This is a genomic window from Pseudomonas sp. 5P_5.1_Bac1 (assembly GCF_025466015.1).
In the GTDB taxonomy this organism is placed as follows: domain Bacteria; phylum Pseudomonadota; class Gammaproteobacteria; order Pseudomonadales; family Pseudomonadaceae; genus Aquipseudomonas.
The window spans coordinates 1-17,401 of sequence record NZ_JANLNX010000057.1; the positions used below are offsets into that span (position 1 = coordinate 1).

The following is a 17,401-nucleotide window of genomic DNA, read 5'->3' on the forward strand; positions in this document are numbered from 1 at the left end:
CCCTTCGCGAGCAAGCTCGCTCCTACACTGTAGGAGCGAGCTTGCTCGCGAAGGGCTGCATAAAACGCTAACTGACTGACATTAGGCCTGGCCCCGGTTTTTTCGTTCAGGCGACAGCGGTATCGATCAGGTACAGGCTGTGGCCGGCGACATCCTTGGCGTGGTGCTTGGCCTGCGAGGCGAGGTCGGCCAACTGGTCGGCGTCGAGTTGCGCGCAGGCTTCCGGGCGCAACTGCACGACGCCGATGGACAGCGACAGCAGGGGAAATTCCTGACGCTGGCCGAGGCGGTTGTGCGCAATGAAACAGCCGGCTTCCACATGCTCGGCGCGGTAGAAACGCCGGCATTGCTTTTGAAAGTCCTCCAGCAGCACGTTCAGGCGCTGCTCCCAATCCAGTGAGCCGAGCACCAGCATGAAATCGTCGCCGCCGATATGTCCGACGAAATCCCGGGCCGGATCCACGCGATCATTCAGGCACTGGGCCAGGCACAACAAGACTTCATCGCCCCGGGCGTAGCCGTAGATATCGTTGAAGGGCTTGAAGCTGTCGATGTCGACGTAGCAGATTGCCGCCTTGCGCTGCTGCTGCAGCAAGCGGGTCAGGCACTGCTTGATCGGCACGTTGCCCGGCAGCAGGGTCAGCGGGTTGGCATAGCGCGCCTGCTGGATCTTCTGCTCGGTGATCAGCTTGAGCACGTCGATGACCCGCCCCAGACCAACGTAGCGGCCGAGGTGGGTAATGATGAAATCTTCTTCAATGCGCTGACGGGCGCGGCTGGTGAGCAAGCGGCTGACGGTCTGCAACGATTGGGTCAGTTCCACGGCGAGGAAGTCCTCGTTCATCAGCCGGCTGATCGGCTTGCGCGCGAACAGGTCGGTGGCGAAGGGCTTGAGCAGCGCATCCGAGAGCGAGTGGCGGTGGACGATGCCACAAGGCCGCTGATGCTCATCAAGCACCGCCAGCGAGTTGAGGTTGGCCTGACGACGGAACGCTTCCAGCACCTTCGGCGTGGCGGTGCTGCCGGTCACCGCTGGTTGCTCGATCAGCAAGGCGCCGAGGTCCGAGGGTTCGTCGACCAGCGCCGGTACGCTGCTTGTCACCGGCCCGGGCAGCAATTGCGCGGCGTCCCGTGGCGGCTGCTCCTGCGGGCGGCTGATGAAATAGCCCTGGACCAGATCGACGCCCATCTCGGTCAGCACCGCCAGCTCCTCGGCCAGCTCGATGCCTTCGGCGATCACCTTGGCCCGCGAGGCCTTGGCGATCTGCAGGATGGAACCGACGAACTCGCGCTTGACCGCGTCCAGGTGGATGCCGTCGATGAAGTGGCGGTCGATCTTCACGTAGTCCGGGCGCAGCTCGGACCAGAGACGTAGGCTCGAATAGCCGGCACCGAGGTCGTCCAGGGCAATGGAAAAGCCCATGTCGCGGTAATGGTGCAGGGCGTTGAACAGCAGTTGGAAGTCGTCGGTGGGGGTTTGCTCGGTCAGCTCGATGACCACCTGGCTGGCGGGGATGCCGAGGTTCTGCAACAGCTTGAGGGTCAGCCCGGACTGGTATTGCGGTTCGAGCAACGACTCGGGCGAGACGTTTAGGAACAGCTTGCCGTCCAGTTTCTGCTGGCTGAAGCGGCGGCAGGCGCTTTCCCGGCAGGCGATTTCCAGCTCGGTCAGGCGACCGGCGTGGCGTGCCACGGCGAACAGGTTGATCGGCGAGTGCAACGGGCTGTTGGACGGGCCGCGGCTCAAGGCTTCGTAACCGAGGATGCGCCGTTCGGAGAGGCAGACGATGGGCTGGAACAGGCTGTGCAAGCCGCTTTGAGTCAGGATGGAACTCAACGCGCTGAGCTGTTCGGTCATGGTCATGTCGGGACTACCTTGAAAAAAAGGGACTGAGCGCCAGTGGTGCTCAGTCCCTTATTTCACGACAGTTTGATGACTGTTTAATGACGTAACGCTATGCGCTCATACTATTTCGCCATTATCGTTTCAGCCACTTTTCAGTGCTTGGCCACCGCCGAATTCAGGCTCAGGTAGTCCAGCAGGATGCGCCCGGTTTCGCTCAGGTAAGCATCGTCTTCCGGCTTGGTATCGTCCGGCTCGGCGGGGATGGCGTCTTCGTCTTCCTTCTTCAGTTCCTTCAGCGGTTCCTCACCCTTGGCCTTGCGGCGGGTGTTTTCCAGAACCAGTTGCTTGTTTTCGATATCGGCGTGCTGCGCACGGCGCTCGACCTCGTTGAGGCTGACGGTCTTCTCGCTCATCAACTTCTGGGTCAGGGCCAGGCGATCGCGAATGTAGACGAACTCCGGGTCCTTGGCGCTGCGGTCGTCGTGGCGGTTCTTGAGTTGCGCAAGGAACGGCTTGAACGGATCGCTGGCCGGTTTGATCGCCGGGCGGATGGTGTCCCACGGCATCGCTTCGGGCAGGGCGCTTTCGCCGATTTCCTTGGTGTCGATGATCGACGGGTAATCGATGTCAGGCAGTACGCCCTGGTGCTGGGTGCTCTGGCCGGACACGCGGTAGAACTTGGCCAGGGTCAGCTTCAGCTCGCCATGGTTGAGCGGCTGGATGGTCTGCACGGTGCCCTTGCCGAAGGTCTGGCCGCCGATGATCAGCGCGCGGTGGTAGTCCTGCATGGCGCCGGCGAAAATCTCCGAGGCCGAAGCCGAGAGGCGGTTGACCAGCAGTGCCAACGGACCTTTGTAGAAGGCGCCGCTGTTTTCGTCTTCAAGCACGTCCACGCGGCCGTCGCTGTTGCGCACCAGCACGGTCGGGCCCTTGTCGATGAACAGGCTGGTCAGCTCGGTAGCTTCCTGCAGGGAACCGCCGCCGTTGTTGCGCAGGTCGATGACCACGCCGTCGACTTTTTCCTTCTGCAGCTCGGTGAGCAGTTTCTTCACGTCGCGGGTGGTGCTCTTGTACTCCGGATCGCCGGCACGGAAGGCCTTGAAGTCGAGGTAGAAGGCCGGAATCTCGATGATGCCGAGCTTGTAGTCGCGGCCATCCTGCTTGAGGTTGAGCACGGATTTTTTCGCCGCCTGCTCTTCCAGCTTCACCGCTTCGCGGGTGATCGAGACGATCTTGCTGGTCTGGTCGTTCGGCGCGTTGTTCGCCGGAATCACTTCCAGGCGTACCACCGAGCCTTTCGGACCGCGGATCAGCTTGACCACTTCGTCCAGGCGCCAGCCGATCACGTCGACCATTTCCTTGTCGCCCTGGGCGACACCGATGATCTTGTCGGCGGGTGCGACCTGCTTGGTCTTGGCGGCAGGGCCGGCCGGTACCAGGCGCACGATCTTGACCTGGTCGTTGTCGCTCTGCAGCACTGCGCCGATACCTTCCAGCGACAGGCTCATGTTGATGTCGAAGTTTTCCGCGTTGTCCGGCGACAGGTAGTTGGTGTGCGGGTCGTAGGACTGGGCGAAGGTATTGATGTAAGCCTGGAAGATGTCTTCCGAACGGGTCTGGTCAAGGCGCGACAGTTGGTTCTTGTAGCGCTTGGTCAGCAGTTCCTGGATGGCCTTGGGTTCCTTGCCGGCGATCTTCAGGCGCAGCACTTCGTCTTTCAGGCGTTTGCGCCACAGGTCATCCAGCTCGGCGTCGGTCTTCATCCACGGGGCGTCCTTGCGGTCCACCAGCAGGGTTTCGCTGACCGTGAAGTCGATCTTGTCGATGCCTTTGTTCAGCTCGGCCAGGGTGAAGTCGAGACGCGACTTCACGCGGTCCAGGTAACGCTTGTAGATATCGAAGCCGGGCTCCAGGTTGCCGCTCTTGAGGAAGTCGTCGAACTGGGCCTTCCACTTGTCGAACTCGGCGATGTCGCTGGCGGTGAAGTAGATGCGCGCCGGGTCCAGCAGCTTGATGTAGCTGTCGTAGATGATGACCGAGCGGGCGTCGTTGAGGGGCGGCTTGCTGTAGTGGTGGCGCTTGAGCAACTCGACCACGTTCAGGCTGGCGACCACCTGGTCGCGGTCCGGGTGCAGCGATTCCCAACTGTTGGCGGCCAGTGCATTGCCCGCGAAGGGCAGGCTGCCAAGGCCGATCAGCAGGGCGAGGGCGGTGCTGGGAAGAAAGTGCTTCATGCTGATTCGACGCAGGGGCAATTGATAACGCATAGTGGGCCGTCTTTGAATTCGCCGGCTCCATGGAGCCGGTCGCATAATGCAAAAAGCCCGGGGCCACAGCACCCAGGCTCAGTCTTGACTCAACTATGGAGGCACTGTGAAGGCATTGCAAGGCGTTGAAGGACATGTGGAGTGGGTTGATACGACAAGTCCAACCTGCGATGTAGGTCAAGTACGAATTCGTGTTGCCGCTGCTGGTCTGAATCGCGCCGACCTGCTACAGCGTGCCGGTCTCTACCCGCCGCCGCCTGGCGCCAGTGAATACCTTGGCCTGGAATGCTCCGGGGTGATTACCGAGGTGGGTGCCGGTTCGTCGTGGCAGGTCGGTGACCGGGTCTGCGCGTTGCTGGCGGGCGGTGGCATGGCCGAGGAAGTGGTGGCTGATGCCCGTCATGTGATGGCCGTGCCAGACAGTCTGAGCTTGCACGAAGCGGCCGCGGTGCCTGAGGTGTACGCCACCGCCTGGCTCAATCTGTTCCAGCTTGGCGGCCTGAGGCCCGGTGAGAAGGTGTTGCTGCACGCCGGCGCCAGTGGCGTGGGCTCGGCAGCGATCCAGTTGTGCAAGGCCTTTGGCAGCCCGTGCTGGGTCAGTGTCGGTTCCGCCGAGCGCCTGGCGTATTGCGAAAGCCTGGGCGCCAGCGGTGGCGTGGTGCGTGGCGATGATCTGGAGGCGCTGAATGATTTCGCGCCGTTCGACGTAGTCCTCGATCCGGTGGGCGCCAGCTATGCGGCGCTGAACCTGAAGCTGCTGGGCCGCGATGGACGCTGGGTCATCATCGGCCTGATGGGCGGGCGCAAGGCCGATCTGGACCTCGCCCTGCTGCTGGGCAAGCGCATCCAGGTGACCGGCTCGACCCTGCGCAACCGCGATGATCAGTTCAAGGCGGACCTGCTCAGCGATCTGCAGCAGCAGGTGTGGCCGTTGTTCGCCGAAGGCCGGCTGAAACCGCAACTGGTGCGCAGCTATCCGGTGAAGGACGCCGAAGCAGCCTTTGCGGAACTGGAGGGGAACCAGGTGTCCGGGAAGCTGGTGTTGGTGATCGATCCAGAACTGGTGTGATGGTCAGGGCCTCATCGCCGCGATGAGGCCCTCATTGGCCGCGAATCAGCTCCAGGCCAGCACCGGCCAGCCATTCTTCTCCGCATGCTCGCGCAACACCGGGTCCGGGTTGACCACATGCGGGTGATCCACCTTCAGCAATAGCGGCAGGTCATTGCGCGAGTCCGAATAGAAACTCGCCCCTTCCAGGTTCTCTTCTTCCTGATCCAGCCACTCCAGCAACCGGGTGATCTTGCCTTCGCGATAGGTGAGCACACCGCTGGTCTTGCCGCTGTACACGCCGTTGACCACTTCCAGCTCGATCGCAAGAAACTCGTCGATGCCTAGCCGCGCCGCGATCGGCCCGACCAGGTGCGTGCCCGAGGCGGAGATCACCAGGATCCGGTCGCCCTTGCGCCGGTGCTCGGCGATGCAGCGGCAGGCGTCGCTGAAGATGATCGGTTCGATGAAGTCCTCGACCCACGGTTCCACCAGGTGCTCGACTTCCTCGGGCGTGCGGCCGGCCACGGGCTCCAGGCTGAACGCCATGTAGTCTTCCATGGCCAGGTGGCCCTTGCCGTAGGCTTCCATCAATTCATGGTCGCGGCGCAGGAAAGACGGGCCGTCGACCCAGCCCAGGCGGACCATCTGCTCGCTCCACAGCGAGGCGCAGTCGCCGTGGATCAGGGTTTCGTCGAGATCGAAGATCGCTAAAGCCATTCAAGAAAACTCCCGTGCATCCCCTACGCGACTTCGCGCAGGGCAGTTGGATCGATCGACAAGGATACCCGTTGTCCGTCCGGATAGAGATCTGCGGATGAGCGGTTCAGCACGTCCACCAGCAACTCGACGCCACGGGCCTCGACCCGGTAGCGGATGATGTTGCCCAGCAGGCTGTGGCTGCGGACCTGGCCGTCCAGCTCGCCGTGGAGGCTGATCGCGATGGCTTCCGGGCGGATCGCCAGGCGGGCAGTCACCGGGCGTTGCAGCAGGCGGCTGGCGCTGTCGGCGTCGAGCAGGTTGTAGTTGCCGATGAAGCCCGCGGCAAACGCGTCCACCGGCGCGGTATAGAGGGTTTCGGCGTCGCCGCTCTGGACGATCTTGCCCTGGTTCATCAGGAAGATGCGGTCGGACAGGGTCAGGGCTTCTTCTTGGTCGTGGGTGACGAACACCGTGGTCAGCCCCAGCTCGCGCTGGATCTGGCGGATCTGTTCGCGCAGGTGTTTGCGAATGCGCGCGTCGAGGGCCGACAGCGGCTCGTCCAGCAACAGCAGGCGCGGCCGGGTCACCAGCGAGCGCGCCAACGCCACGCGCTGGCATTGCCCGCCGGAAAGCTGGTGCGGGTAGCGTCCGGCGAAGTCCTGTAGCTCGACCATGCGAAGGGCTTCCTGCACGCGGGTCTTGCTGTCGTCGCCCTTGACCTTCTGCATGCGCAGGCCGAAGGCGACGTTCTGCGCCACGGTCATGTTGGGAAACAACGCGTAGCTCTGGAACACCATGCCGATCCCGCGTTTCTGCGGGCTCTGCGGGACCAGGTCATGGCCGTCGAGAAGGATCTTGCCGCTGTCCACCGGGGTCAGCCCGGCGATGCAGCGCAGCAGGGTGGATTTGCCACAGCCGGACGGGCCGAGCAGGGTGATGAACTCGCCGCGCTGGATCTCGAAGTTGATGTCCTTGAACACCGGGCTGCCGGCGTAGGTCTTTTCCAGGTTCTGGATGCTGACGAAGCTCATATCAGGTCTTGTCCTTGTTCAGGCGGTTGGCTGCCCAGGTCAGCACCAGTACGAAGAGGAAGTAGGAAATCACCAGGGCACTGTTGAAGTGGCCGCTGCTGTTGCGCATGTTGTTGAGGTAGACCTGCAGGGTCTCGTAGCGGGTGCCCACCAGCAGGTTGGCGAAGACGAACTCGCCGAACAGGAACGAGAACGACAGCAGCAGCGCCACCATCAGGCCCTTGCGCAGGTTGGGCAGGACCACCAGGAACGCCGCCTGCCAGGTGCTGGCGCCGAGCAGTTGGGCGGCGTCCATCAGGTCGCGCAGGTTGATCGCCTGGAGGTTGTTGGTGATCGCCCGGTACATGAACGGCAGCGCCACGGTGAAGTAGCAGCCGATCAGAATCCACGGCGTACCGACCATGGCCATCGGCCCCGAACCGTAGAGTTGCAGCAGGCCCACCGAGGACACCACCGGTGGCACGGCGAAGGGCAGCAGGATAAGGATGTTCATCAGCGCGTCGAGCCGCGGGAAGTGGTAGTGCACCACGAACAGCAGCGGCAGGATCAGCAACACCGACAGCAGCAGCGCGCCAACGCAGACCAGCAGCGACTGGGCGAAGGCGGTGAGAAAGCGCGGGTCGCTCCACAGCGCCACGTACCATTTGAAGGTCAGGCCGCTGGGCAGCAGGCTCGCCGACCAACTGGTGGACAGCGAATAAAGCAGGGTGCCGGCCAGCGGCAACAGCAGGATCAGGAACAGCACCCAGACCACCAGCCGGTGGTAGAGGCGGCTGGCCGCCGGTTCAGCGCGCAACATGGTAGCTCCTCTTCAGCAGCCATTGATGGACCAGGGTCACCAGGCTCATCAGCCCGACGAGGATGATCGCCAGGGCACTGGCCAGGTTCGGGTCGAGGGAAATATCACCGGCCACCAGCGCGGCGATGCGGATCGGCAGCACGTTGAAGTTGCCGGTGGTCAGCGCGTACACCGTGGCGTAGGCGCCGAGGGCGTTGGCCAGGAGGATGACGAAGGTGCCCAGCAGCGCCGGGGTCAGCACCGGCAGGCCGATATGCCGCCAGTACTGCCAGGCGTTGGCGCCGAGCAGCGCGGCCGACTCGCGCCAGTCTTCGCGCAGGGCATCGAAGGCCGGGTAGAGCAGCAGCACGCCGAGCGGAATCTGGAAGTAGGTATAGAGGATGATCAGCCCGGTCTTGGAATAGAGGTTGAAGTCCTCGATCAGCCCGGCCTGCTTGAGTGCCAGGGTCAGGGCGCCGTTGAAGCCGAGCAGGATGATGAAGGCGAAGGCTAGCGGCACCCCGGAGAAGTTGCTGGTCATGTTGGCGAAGGCGTTGACGAAATCGCGCAGGCGCGAGTCCACCCGCTGCAGCGAATAGGCGCCGAGCACCGCGATGACGATCCCGAACAGGCTCGACCAGAAGCTGATTTCCAGGCTGTGCTGGATCGCCTGGCGGTAGAACTTCGAGGCGAAGATCTTGCTGAAGTTGTCCAGGCCCCAGCCGCTTTCGGCTTGCAGACTGTGGATCGCCACCCAGGCCAGCGGGGCGATCTGGAAAATGATGAAGAACACTGCGAAGGGCAGCAGGCATAGCAGCGCCAGCCACTTGCCGCGGGTCAGCGGATTCACGAAAGCAACTCCCGGCAGAACGGTTTGTCGTGGGCCACACCGAGCAGTTCGCAGATGGTTCCGCACAGCTCGGTTTGCAGGGGCTTGGCGTTGGGGTCAAGGCTGAAGCCGTCGCCGAACACGAACAGCGGCACGTCACGTTCTTCCGGCAGTAGGCCGTTGTGCGAGCGGTCGTTGTTCATGCCGTGGTCGGCGGTCACCAGCACCTGATAGCCCTCGGCGAGCCAGGTGCCGAGGTAGTCGGCCAGGAGAATGTCGGCGCTGCGTGCGCTGTTGCGGTACTGGCTGCTGTCGAGGCCATGGCGGTGGCCGGCGTCGTCGATGTTCATCGGGTGCACCAGGAGAAAGCCGGGCCGGTACTTGCGCCGCAGGTATTCGGCATCGGCGAACAGGTGCGAGTCCGGGTAGTGGTCGGCGTAATAGAACAGGCCGTGCTGGATCGGCAGCCTGGGCGCGTTCGTGTGGCGATCGCGCACCGGGTCGAACGGCGTGCGGTTGTACAGCTCGCTGACCCAGTGATAGGCCGCCGCGGCGGTCCCCACGCCAGCATCGCGGGCGTAGTGGAAGATGCTGCGTTCGCTGGACAGGCGGGACACCTGGTTGTGCACGATGCCGCTATCGATCGGTGGCACGCCGGTGAGGATGCATTCGTAGAGCGGGCGGGACAGCGCCGGAAGCTCGCATTCGAGGCGGTACAGCGCGGCGCGGTCAGCTTCGACGTAGGCGTGCAGGTGGCCCATGGCATGGTGCGCGACCTGGTGATTGAGACCGTCGAGCAGGACCAGGATGACGTTGTGGTTCATTGGAAGCTCCGAAAGCGGCGGTGCGGTCAATCGCGAGCAAGCTCGCTCCTACACGAACGACGCGATCGTCTGTAGGAGCGAGCTTGCTCGCGATAGGGCCTCACTCCATCTCGATGATGACCTGCTCCTGCCACTTCTGCGGCAGAGCCTTCGAGGTGGCTTCCCACGCTGCGGCATCCTTGATCGGTTGCGCGGCCTGGTATTGCTCGTTCGGCAGCAGCTTGGCCTGAACCTCGGCCGGCAGCTTCAGGTGGTCGGCGCGGATCGGCCGGGCGTGACCGATGGCCAGGTTGGTCTGGCCGGCATCGCTGAAGATGTACTCGCGGGTCAGCTTGGCGGCGTTCGGGTGCTTGGCGTATTTGTTGATGATGGTGGTGTAGCCGGAGATCACCGAGCCATCGGAGGGGATCAGCACTTCGAAGCGCTTCGGATCGATCTGCTCGCGGTAGCTCAGGCCGTTGAAGTCCCAGACCACGCCCACTTCGATCTCACCCTTCTCCAGCGTCTGGATGGTCGGATTGGCCAGCGACAGGCGCTTCTGCTGGGCCAGCTTGGTGAACAGTTGCAGGCCCGGCTCGATGTTCTTCTCGTCACCCTTGTAGGCGATGGCTGCGGCCAGTACGCCGTTGGCGGCCTGGGCGGCGGTGCCGACGTCACCGATGGCGACCTTGTACTTGCCCTTTTCCAGGTCATGCCAGGTCTTCGGGATGTCTTCTTCCTTCACCAGTTGCTTGTTGACGATGAAGGCGATGGTGCCGGTATAGGCCAGCGCCCAGTGACCGTCCTGATCCTTGGCCCAGTCGGGTACCTGGTCCCAGGTGCTCGGCTTGTAGGGCTGGGTCACGCCCTTGGTCACGGCGATCGGGCCGAAGGCGGCGCCGACGTCACCGATATCGGCGCTGGCGTTGTCTTTCTCGGCGTCGAACTTGGCCACTTCCTGGGCCGAACTCATGTCGGTGTCCATGTGCTTGAGACCGTACTTGCTGGCCAGATCGGCCCAGGTCCCTTTCCAGTTGGCCCAGGCGTCGGGCATGCCGACGCTGTTCACGGTGCCTTCCTTGCGGGCAGCATCTTCGAGGGCTTTGAGATCAGTGTCGGCGGCGACGGCCGAGTGGGACAGGGCAATGCTCGCGCCTAACAGAGAGGCCAGGAAAAGCTGTTTCATCCGAAGCTCCTTAATGGGGTGCCTTGCAAAACGTGTAAGGGGTAAGACGTCGTTGCGGTTCGGTTGGTCTAGGTCAGCAATACCTGAGCCAAGGTAGGGAGTTCGCATGACAGTTTGATGTCGAGACGCTAGCCCGAGGCCCGCCAACTGACCTTGGGGTTACAGCGTAGACCAGATGAAAAACCGCGCCCGACAAGGCTTTCTGCGGGGTTCGCAGGCCAGCACCAGGCGGCCTTGTCATCTACTGTTCATTTGTTTTGCCTAGGCTTGAGAGGTTGTCCGGCATTGCGTCGCTGCTCCGTCATGGGGCTGTGCACAGGCTGGACTAGTCCAGAAAGGAACCCGTTGATGCACGCACTGCCGCCACGCGCAGTAACAGCGATCTGCCATGCCCTGCAGGAGCAGATCGAACACGGCTTGCTCGCCTCGGGCTGCAAGCTGCCGGCCGAACGCAAGCTCAGTGAAGTGTTCGACACTACCCGCATCACCCTGCGTGAGGCGCTGGTGCAACTGGAGGCGCAGGGCCTGATTTACCGCGAAGAGCGGCGTGGCTGGTTTGTCGCGCCGCAGCGGCTGACCTACGACTTGATCGAGCGCAGCCACTTCCACGCCATGGTCCGCGACCAGGGGCGCACCCCGGCGACCGAGCTGCTGTCGGCGCGCTTGCTGCCGGCCGCGGCGGCAATCTGCGCGCGGCTACAGCGCCCGCCGTTGTCGAGCGTTATCCAGATCTGCCGTTTGCGGCGCATCGATGGGCGGGCGGTGCTGTATGCCGAGCACTACCTGAACCCGGATTACTTTCCGGGCATCCTTGAGCACGACCTCGGTCAGTCACTGACCGAAATCTATGCCCAGCACTACGACATCCATTACGGGCGGGTGCGGTTCGAGATATTGCCAACAGCCTTGCCAGCGGCGGCGGCTTCGGCGCTGAAGGTGACGCCGGGAAGTGCCGGCCTGCACATCACCCGGGTCAACAGCGACCAGGCGGGACGGCTGATCGACTGTGACCTGGAGTACTGGCGGCACGACGCGATCCGCATTCGTGCCGACGCCGGCTAAGCGTTTTCAGTGCCGGTGACCGGCGTGCTGCCGGGTGTGGTGAGGACCTGCACCGACAGGCGCGGGGTTGCGAGGTCCAGCCCGGCTTCGTCGAGGCGGCGCTTGAGTGCTAGGTTGAAGGCGCGGGAGACTTCCCACTGCTTGATCGGCGCGGTCTTGAACCGCGCCCGCAGGATCGCTGAGCCGGATTCGAAACTTTCCACGCCCTGCAACTCCAGCGGCGACCAGATGTTACGGCGCTGCAGCGGGTCATTGCGCATCTTCTGCCCGACATCGCGGATCAGGGTAATGGCCTGGTCGATGTTCATGCTGTGGGGGATGGCGATGCGGAAGATCGCGTAGCCGAACTCACGCGAGTAGTTCTTGATGCTCTTGATTTCGCTGAACGGGATGGTGTGGACGATGCCGTCGATGTCGCGCAGGCGCACGGTGCGGATGGTCAGGCCTTCGACGGTGCCGAGGTGGCCGCCGACATCGACGTAGTCGTCGATGGCCAGGGAGTCTTCGATGATGATGAACAGCCCGGTGATCAGGTCGGCTACCAGCGATTGTGCGCCGAAGCCGATTGCCAGGCCGATGACACCGGCACCGGCGAGCAGCGGGGTGACGTTCATGCCCATGTTTGCCAGGGCGACGATCAGCGCGATGATGAAAATCGCCACGAACAGCACGTTGCGGATCAGCGGCATCATGGTTTGCGCGCGAGCATTGGCCAGGCCCTTGCGCGAGCGGGTGAGGGCGTGGTGCACGGCGGTGTCGGCGAGGATCCAGACCAGCCACGCGGCAACCAGGGTGCCAGCGAGCCCGACCAGGCGCATGGCGACTTCATGGCCGTCGCCTTCGGCGAAAGCGATCAGCGAAAAGCCCCAGACCCGCAGGCCGAGTTCGATGAACAGCAGCCAGATGGTCATGTGCAACAGGGTGTAGCCGAAGCTGCGCAGGCGCTCGGTGTACACCGCCTGGCGCCGGTTGGCGCGGCGCGGCTTGAGCGCGTGGCGGCGAACCAGGCCATTGATCACCATGCACAGGATGACCAGCACGGTGCACATCAGCGACTGGCGCAACGCCGTGCTGGTGTCGCCGGCGGAAACGAAGGTGGCGAACAGGGAAATCCCCACCAGCACCAGCGCCGGCAGGAACCAGAACGTGCCGAGGATCTCGATGGTGTCACTCAGTGCCTTGCGCTTGATGCGCTGGGCCAGCGGCTGGTTGCGGATCAGGTGGGCGATGGGGCGGCGGAAGCGCAGGATGAACAGCGCCGTCGACAAGGCCGCGAGCACATTGGCCAGGGTTGCCAGGGCATGGGCCAGGTGACCGCCGAGGGCGAGGGAAAGGCGCGGATCGTTCATTGCCTCGCCAAAGGCGGCGAAGCTACCGATCAGCCACAGTGGACGGAAAGCCTGGTGCCGCAGGATATGCAGGGCGCGGTGGCGATGAGGGCCGTCCAGCAGGGAGAAGGCGATTACACAGATGGCCGAGAAGCAAGTGCCCACCACCAGTGCATAGGCCAGCACCATGGCCAGTGATTTGCCCAGCGACGAGGGCAGGGCGAAGCTCAGGTAGACGGTGATCACCAGCGCGACCAGCCAGGGTCCGAGCTTGCGCAGGGCGAAGCGCACCAGGTCCCAGGTGCGCGGGTGTTGTGGCAGTTCTTCGGTCAGGCCGAAGCGCAGGCGCACCTGGTGGCTGACCCAGTTCAGCGCGTAGGCCAGCAGGCTCCACAAGGCGATGATGGCGATGAAACCGAAGAACATCGCGGGCCATTGCTGCACCGGGACTTTCAACGCGACCAGTTCGATCTGCGCCAGCTCCATTTCGGCGGCCCAGCGCTTGAACGGGCTGGCCTCGCCGCTGAACTGCTTTTCCAGCTCGGCGAAGGTGCTGCCGATCAATCCCAGCACACCCTGTTCCGGCTCGGGCTGGGCTTTGCGGGTGCTGTCGCGAAGCTTCTTCAGGTCGTTGAGCAGGCGAGTGCGTTGCTGGTCGTTTTCCAGGGTGGTGATGACTTCATCGAGGGACTTGCCCAGCGGTTCGCTGGCTTGCGGCTGCGCTGTGCCGCCACCGCCGAGCAGGCTGGGCAGGCCGGCCGCATGCACCGGGCCAAGGGCGCCGAACAACAACAGGAAAAGGGCGAGACAACGCAGGAAGGCAGGCACCGGACGATCAACCTCAAACACGTGATCGGCGCAGTGTAGAGCATTTGTCAGGCGAGTTTCTCGAGGATCTTCCAGACCATGATGCCGAGTATCGACAGCATGCCCAGCCACATCATCAGCACGCCGTAATTGCTTTCGCGCTTGCTGAAGCCGATGGTCAGCAGGATCAGGCCGGCGAGCACCGGGAGGAACATCGATTGAAACGCGGACATGCGCAAGATCCTTCTTTTTCCTGGGAAATGTCAGGCATCAGCATAGGCGCAAAGCGGCGGGAGCGGTTTGACCGGTGTCACAGTCCGCGCAAACGGGGCGTCCGCGCGGTTTGGAAAACGGCGGGGCAGAGCGCCCCGCGTCGACTTCAGGGCAGCTCGCGGCTGCGGTAGAAGGCGGTCAGCACCTTGACCAGATGCGCCAGGTCCTGGCTGCCGCACAGCTCGCGGATAGAGTGCATGGCGAAGGTCGGCAGGCCGATATCGACGGTGCGCACGCCCAGGTTGCTGGCGATGATCGGGCCGATGGTCGAGCCGCAGCCCATATCGCTACGGACCACGAAGCTCTGCACCGGGACTTCCTCGGCCATGCACAGGTGGCGGAAGAAACCGGCGGTTTCGCTGTTGGTGGCGTAGCGCTGGTTGTTGTTGACCTTGATCACCGGGCCGGCGTTGAGTTTCGGGCCGTGGTTGCCGTCGTGCTTGTCGGCGTAGTTGGGGTGCACGCCGTGGGCGTTGTCGGCCGAGACCAGCAGCGAGCGCTGGATGCTGCGCACGAACTCGTCGCCATCCGGCAGCAGGCGGCGCAGGGTCTGCTCCAGCATCGGGCCGTCGGCACCGCAGGCCGAGCACGAACCGACTTCTTCGTGGTCGGTGCAGACCAGCACGCAGGTTTCGTCGCTGTCGGCATTGAGCAGCGCTTGCAGGCCGGCGTAGCAGGAGAGCAGGTTGTCCAGCCGCGCGCCGGCGATGAACTCGCCGTGCAGGCCGATCAATGCGGCGTCCTGGGTGTCGTAGAAACTCAGTTCGTAATCCAGCACCACGTCGGCGTTGAGACCGTGTTCGCGGGCCAGTTGCTCGGTGAGCAGGGCGCGGAAGTCGACGCGTTCGTCACCGGCGACCTGCGCCAGGATCGGCGGCAGTTCCAATTGCGGATTGATCGCCCAGCCTTCGTTGGCGGTGCGGTTGAGGTGGATCGCCAGGTTGGGGATCACGGCGATCGGCAGCTTGAAGTCCACCAGTTGGCTTTCCACCTTGCCGTCGCGGCGGAAGGTGACGCGGCCGGCCAGCGACAGGTCGCGGTCGAACCATGGGGCGAGCAGCGCGCCGCCGTAGACTTCCACGCCCAGTTGCCAGAAACCGTGGCGTTGCAGCTCCGGCTGTGGCTTGACCCGCAGGCACGGGCTGTCGGTGTGGGCGCCGACCAGGCGGATGCCGTCGAGCAGCGGCGAATGGCGGCCGAGCTTGAAGGCGATGATCGAAGAGTCGTTGCGGGTCAGGTAGTAGCGACCGCCGGGCACCGTGGCCCAACTGTCGCGCTCGTCCAGGCGCTGGTAGCCGGCGGCGTCGAGGCGCTGGGCCAGGCTGGCGGTGGCGTGGAAGGGCGTGGGGGAGGCTTTGAGGAAATCAATCAGGCCTTGGTTCAGGGCGTCGCGCATAAGTCACTCCAGACAGCAGTGGGCGCGAGTTTAACGCAGATGGTCGAGGGCTGACGCGGGTTTTTGTGGGGCGAAGGGGTTGCGTGGCAGGCGGGGCGGGGCCTCGCGAGCAAGCTCGCTCCTACGAGGGGTCATGGCCTGTAGGAGCGAGCTTGCTCGCGATAGCCTTCAAAGTAGGCCTGCATTATCAGAACGGCGCCGGGCACTCGAACTTCAGGCGCTCACCCGTCACCGGGTGGGTGAAGCTCAGCATGCTGGCGTGCAGGCACAGCCGTTCGTGAGCAGCCAGGGCTTCGGGATTGGCGTACAGGCGGTCACCCAGCAGCGGATGCCCGATCGACAGCATATGCACGCGCAATTGGTGCGAGCGGCCGGTGATCGGCGTCAGTTCGACCCGGCAGTGATCGCCGCAGCGCTCGACGATACGCCAGAAGGTCAGGGCATGTTTGCCTTGCTCGTGATCGACCACGTGCCGCGGCTTGGTCGGCGGATCGTAGCGCAACGGTAGGTCGATGCTGCCGCTGTCACGCTCCGGCTGGCCCCAGCACAGTGCGGTGTAGGCCTTCTCGGTTTCGCGGTCGTGGAACTGCCGCGACAGCTCGCGGTGGCTGTCGGCGTCGCGGGCGAGGAGGATGATCCCCGAGGTTTCCCAGTCCAGGCGGTGGACGATCAGGGCGTCGGGATAGCCGTTTTCCTGCAGGCGGGTGATCAGGCAGTCCTTGTTGTCATCGGCCCGGCCGGGCACCGAGAGCAACAGGGTCGGTTTGTTGATCACCAGGATGGCGTCATCCTCGTGCAGGATGTGAACGTTGGACAGCGGCATTGCGTGTTCTCTGCAAACGCCAACGGCGACGGGTCGAACCCGGGCTTGCGCAGCCCGGGCCCGGCCGTCGCCGTGGCAGGTTACCCGCAGACGCTATCAGCGCTCGGGCAGGGTGATGTTCAGTTCCAGGATCGAGCAGCTGCCCTGGTTCTCCAGAGCGACCTGCACATCATCGTTGCCGATGTTGACGTACTTGCGGATCACTTCGACCAGTTCCTTTTGCAGGGCTGGCAGATAGTCCGGGGTACTGCGCTGACCGCGCTCGTGCGCCACGATGATCTGTAGACGCTCTTTCGCAACCGACGCGGAGCTCTGCTTTTTGTTGGCACGAAAGAAGTCAAAAAGGTTCATGGTTCAGTTGCCTCCAAACAGGCGCTCGAAGAATCCCTTCTTCTGTACATCGAGGAACCGGTGTTCCACGGTTTTGCCCAACAGGCGGTCGACAGTGTCGCTGTACGCCTGGCCGGCATCGCTCTGGTCGTCGAGGATGACCGGGACGCCTTGGTTGGAGGCCTTGAGCACGGCCTGGGATTCGGGAATGACACCGAGCAGGGCGACCGAGAGGATCTCCTTGACGTCTTCGACGCCAAGCATCTCGCCCTTGCTGACGCGCTCGGGGTGGTAACGGGTGATCAGCAGGTGTTCCTTGATCGGGTCTTCGTTGCGCTCGGCGCGGCGCGATTTGCTGGCCAAGAGGCCCAGCATGCGGTCCGAGTCACGTACCGAGGACACTTCAGGGTTGGTCACGACGATGGCTTCGTCGGCGAAGTACATCGCCAGGTGCGCGCCCTTCTCGATGCCGGCCGGGGAGTCGCAGACCACGTATTCGAAGTTTTCCTTCAGTTCCATCAGGACCTTTTCGACGCCTTCGACGGTCAGCGCGTCCTTGTCACGGGTCTGGCTGGCGGCCAGCACGTACAGGTTTTCCAGGCGCTTGTCCTTGATCAGGGCTTGCTGCAGGTTGGCTTCGCCGTTGACCACGTTGACGAAGTCGTACACCACGCGGCGTTCGCAGCCCATGATCAGGTCGAGGTTACGCAGGCCGACGTCGAAGTCGACGATCACTGTCTTGTGGCCGCGCAGCGCGAGACCGGTACCGATGGCGGCACTGGTGGTGGTTTTGCCCACACCACCCTTGCCGGAAGTAACCACGAGAATCTTGGCCAAGGTGTATCACCCCTAAAAATGATGAAAAAGGACGATCGGTCCCAAAATACAAAAA

Annotated in this window: 16 protein-coding genes; 2 read left to right on the forward strand and 14 right to left on the reverse strand. The window is 63.4% G+C overall.

The window, feature by feature from the left end; all coding sequences use genetic code 11:
• Positions 1-106: 106 nt before the first annotated feature.
• Complete coding sequence (locus NTD82_RS12750; RefSeq protein ID WP_262128991.1) at positions 107-1,864, reverse strand: bifunctional diguanylate cyclase/phosphodiesterase; 1,758 nt, start codon at positions 1,862-1,864, stop codon at positions 107-109.
• A 134-nt stretch (positions 1,865-1,998) separates the two neighbouring features.
• On the reverse strand, positions 1,999-4,080 hold the full coding sequence (locus tag NTD82_RS12755) for a carboxy terminal-processing peptidase (protein ID WP_262128992.1): 2,082 nt from the start codon (positions 4,078-4,080) through the stop codon (positions 1,999-2,001).
• Positions 4,081-4,219: 139 nt separating this feature from the next.
• Here NTD82_RS12755 and NTD82_RS12760 point away from each other — a divergent pair, with 139 nt between their 5' ends.
• The gene (locus NTD82_RS12760) at positions 4,220-5,182 is read left to right on the forward strand and encodes an NAD(P)H-quinone oxidoreductase (protein ID WP_095155449.1); all 963 of its coding nucleotides are present in this window, start codon (positions 4,220-4,222) and stop codon (positions 5,180-5,182) included.
• Positions 5,183-5,227: 45 nt separating this feature from the next.
• Here the strand turns inward: NTD82_RS12760 and NTD82_RS12765 are convergent, their stop codons facing one another.
• The 6 genes from NTD82_RS12765 to NTD82_RS12790 form a co-directional block, all read right to left on the reverse strand.
• Entirely contained in the window at positions 5,228-5,881 is a 654-nt protein-coding gene (locus tag NTD82_RS12765) for an HAD family hydrolase (protein WP_110969203.1), read from the reverse strand.
• Positions 5,882-5,904: 23 nt separating this feature from the next.
• Positions 5,905-6,894, reverse strand: a complete 990-nt coding sequence (locus NTD82_RS12770; protein ID WP_262128993.1) for an ABC transporter ATP-binding protein — start codon at positions 6,892-6,894, stop codon at positions 5,905-5,907.
• 1 nt (position 6,895) lies between these two features.
• Positions 6,896-7,693 (reverse strand): ABC transporter permease, encoded by a 798-nt coding sequence (locus NTD82_RS12775; protein ID WP_262128994.1) that lies wholly within the window; start codon positions 7,691-7,693, stop codon positions 6,896-6,898.
• The gene (locus NTD82_RS12780) at positions 7,680-8,522 is read right to left on the reverse strand and encodes an ABC transporter permease (protein ID WP_095155453.1); all 843 of its coding nucleotides are present in this window, start codon (positions 8,520-8,522) and stop codon (positions 7,680-7,682) included. The genes NTD82_RS12775 and NTD82_RS12780 overlap by 14 nt, the downstream gene beginning before the upstream one ends.
• Positions 8,519-9,325, reverse strand: a complete 807-nt coding sequence (locus tag NTD82_RS12785; RefSeq protein ID WP_262128995.1) for an alkaline phosphatase family protein — start codon at positions 9,323-9,325, stop codon at positions 8,519-8,521. The genes NTD82_RS12780 and NTD82_RS12785 overlap by 4 nt, the downstream gene beginning before the upstream one ends.
• A gap of 100 nt (positions 9,326-9,425) precedes the next feature.
• A complete protein-coding gene (locus tag NTD82_RS12790; RefSeq protein WP_095155455.1) occupies positions 9,426-10,490 on the reverse strand; it encodes an ABC transporter substrate-binding protein in 1,065 nt (354 codons plus the stop codon).
• A 348-nt stretch (positions 10,491-10,838) separates the two neighbouring features.
• Between NTD82_RS12790 and NTD82_RS12795 the strand changes: the two genes are divergently transcribed.
• Entirely contained in the window at positions 10,839-11,552 is a 714-nt protein-coding gene (locus tag NTD82_RS12795; protein ID WP_095155456.1) for a UTRA domain-containing protein, read from the forward strand.
• Here NTD82_RS12795 and NTD82_RS12800 read toward each other — a convergent pair.
• The 6 genes from NTD82_RS12800 to minD form a co-directional block, all read right to left on the reverse strand.
• Positions 11,549-13,708 carry a mechanosensitive ion channel family protein gene (locus tag NTD82_RS12800; protein ID WP_262128996.1) on the reverse strand — a complete coding sequence of 720 codons (2,160 nt, stop codon included), beginning with the start codon at positions 13,706-13,708 and terminating at the stop codon, positions 11,549-11,551. The genes NTD82_RS12795 and NTD82_RS12800 overlap by 4 nt on opposite strands.
• Before the next feature lie 47 nt (positions 13,709-13,755).
• Positions 13,756-13,920, reverse strand: a complete 165-nt coding sequence (locus tag NTD82_RS12805; protein WP_177454411.1) for a hypothetical protein — start codon at positions 13,918-13,920, stop codon at positions 13,756-13,758.
• Positions 13,921-14,066: 146 nt separating this feature from the next.
• Complete coding sequence (locus tag NTD82_RS12810; RefSeq protein WP_095155457.1) at positions 14,067-15,356, reverse strand: M18 family aminopeptidase; 1,290 nt, start codon at positions 15,354-15,356, stop codon at positions 14,067-14,069.
• 187 nt (positions 15,357-15,543) lie between these two features.
• Positions 15,544-16,179, reverse strand: a complete 636-nt coding sequence (locus NTD82_RS12815; protein ID WP_110969207.1) for an RluA family pseudouridine synthase — start codon at positions 16,177-16,179, stop codon at positions 15,544-15,546.
• 96 nt (positions 16,180-16,275) lie between these two features.
• A complete protein-coding gene (gene minE / locus NTD82_RS12820; protein WP_095155459.1) occupies positions 16,276-16,530 on the reverse strand; it encodes a cell division topological specificity factor MinE in 255 nt (84 codons plus the stop codon).
• Between the two features lie 3 nt (positions 16,531-16,533).
• Complete coding sequence (gene minD / locus NTD82_RS12825; RefSeq protein WP_095155460.1) at positions 16,534-17,346, reverse strand: septum site-determining protein MinD; 813 nt, start codon at positions 17,344-17,346, stop codon at positions 16,534-16,536.
• Between the last annotated feature and the right edge of the window lie 55 nt (positions 17,347-17,401).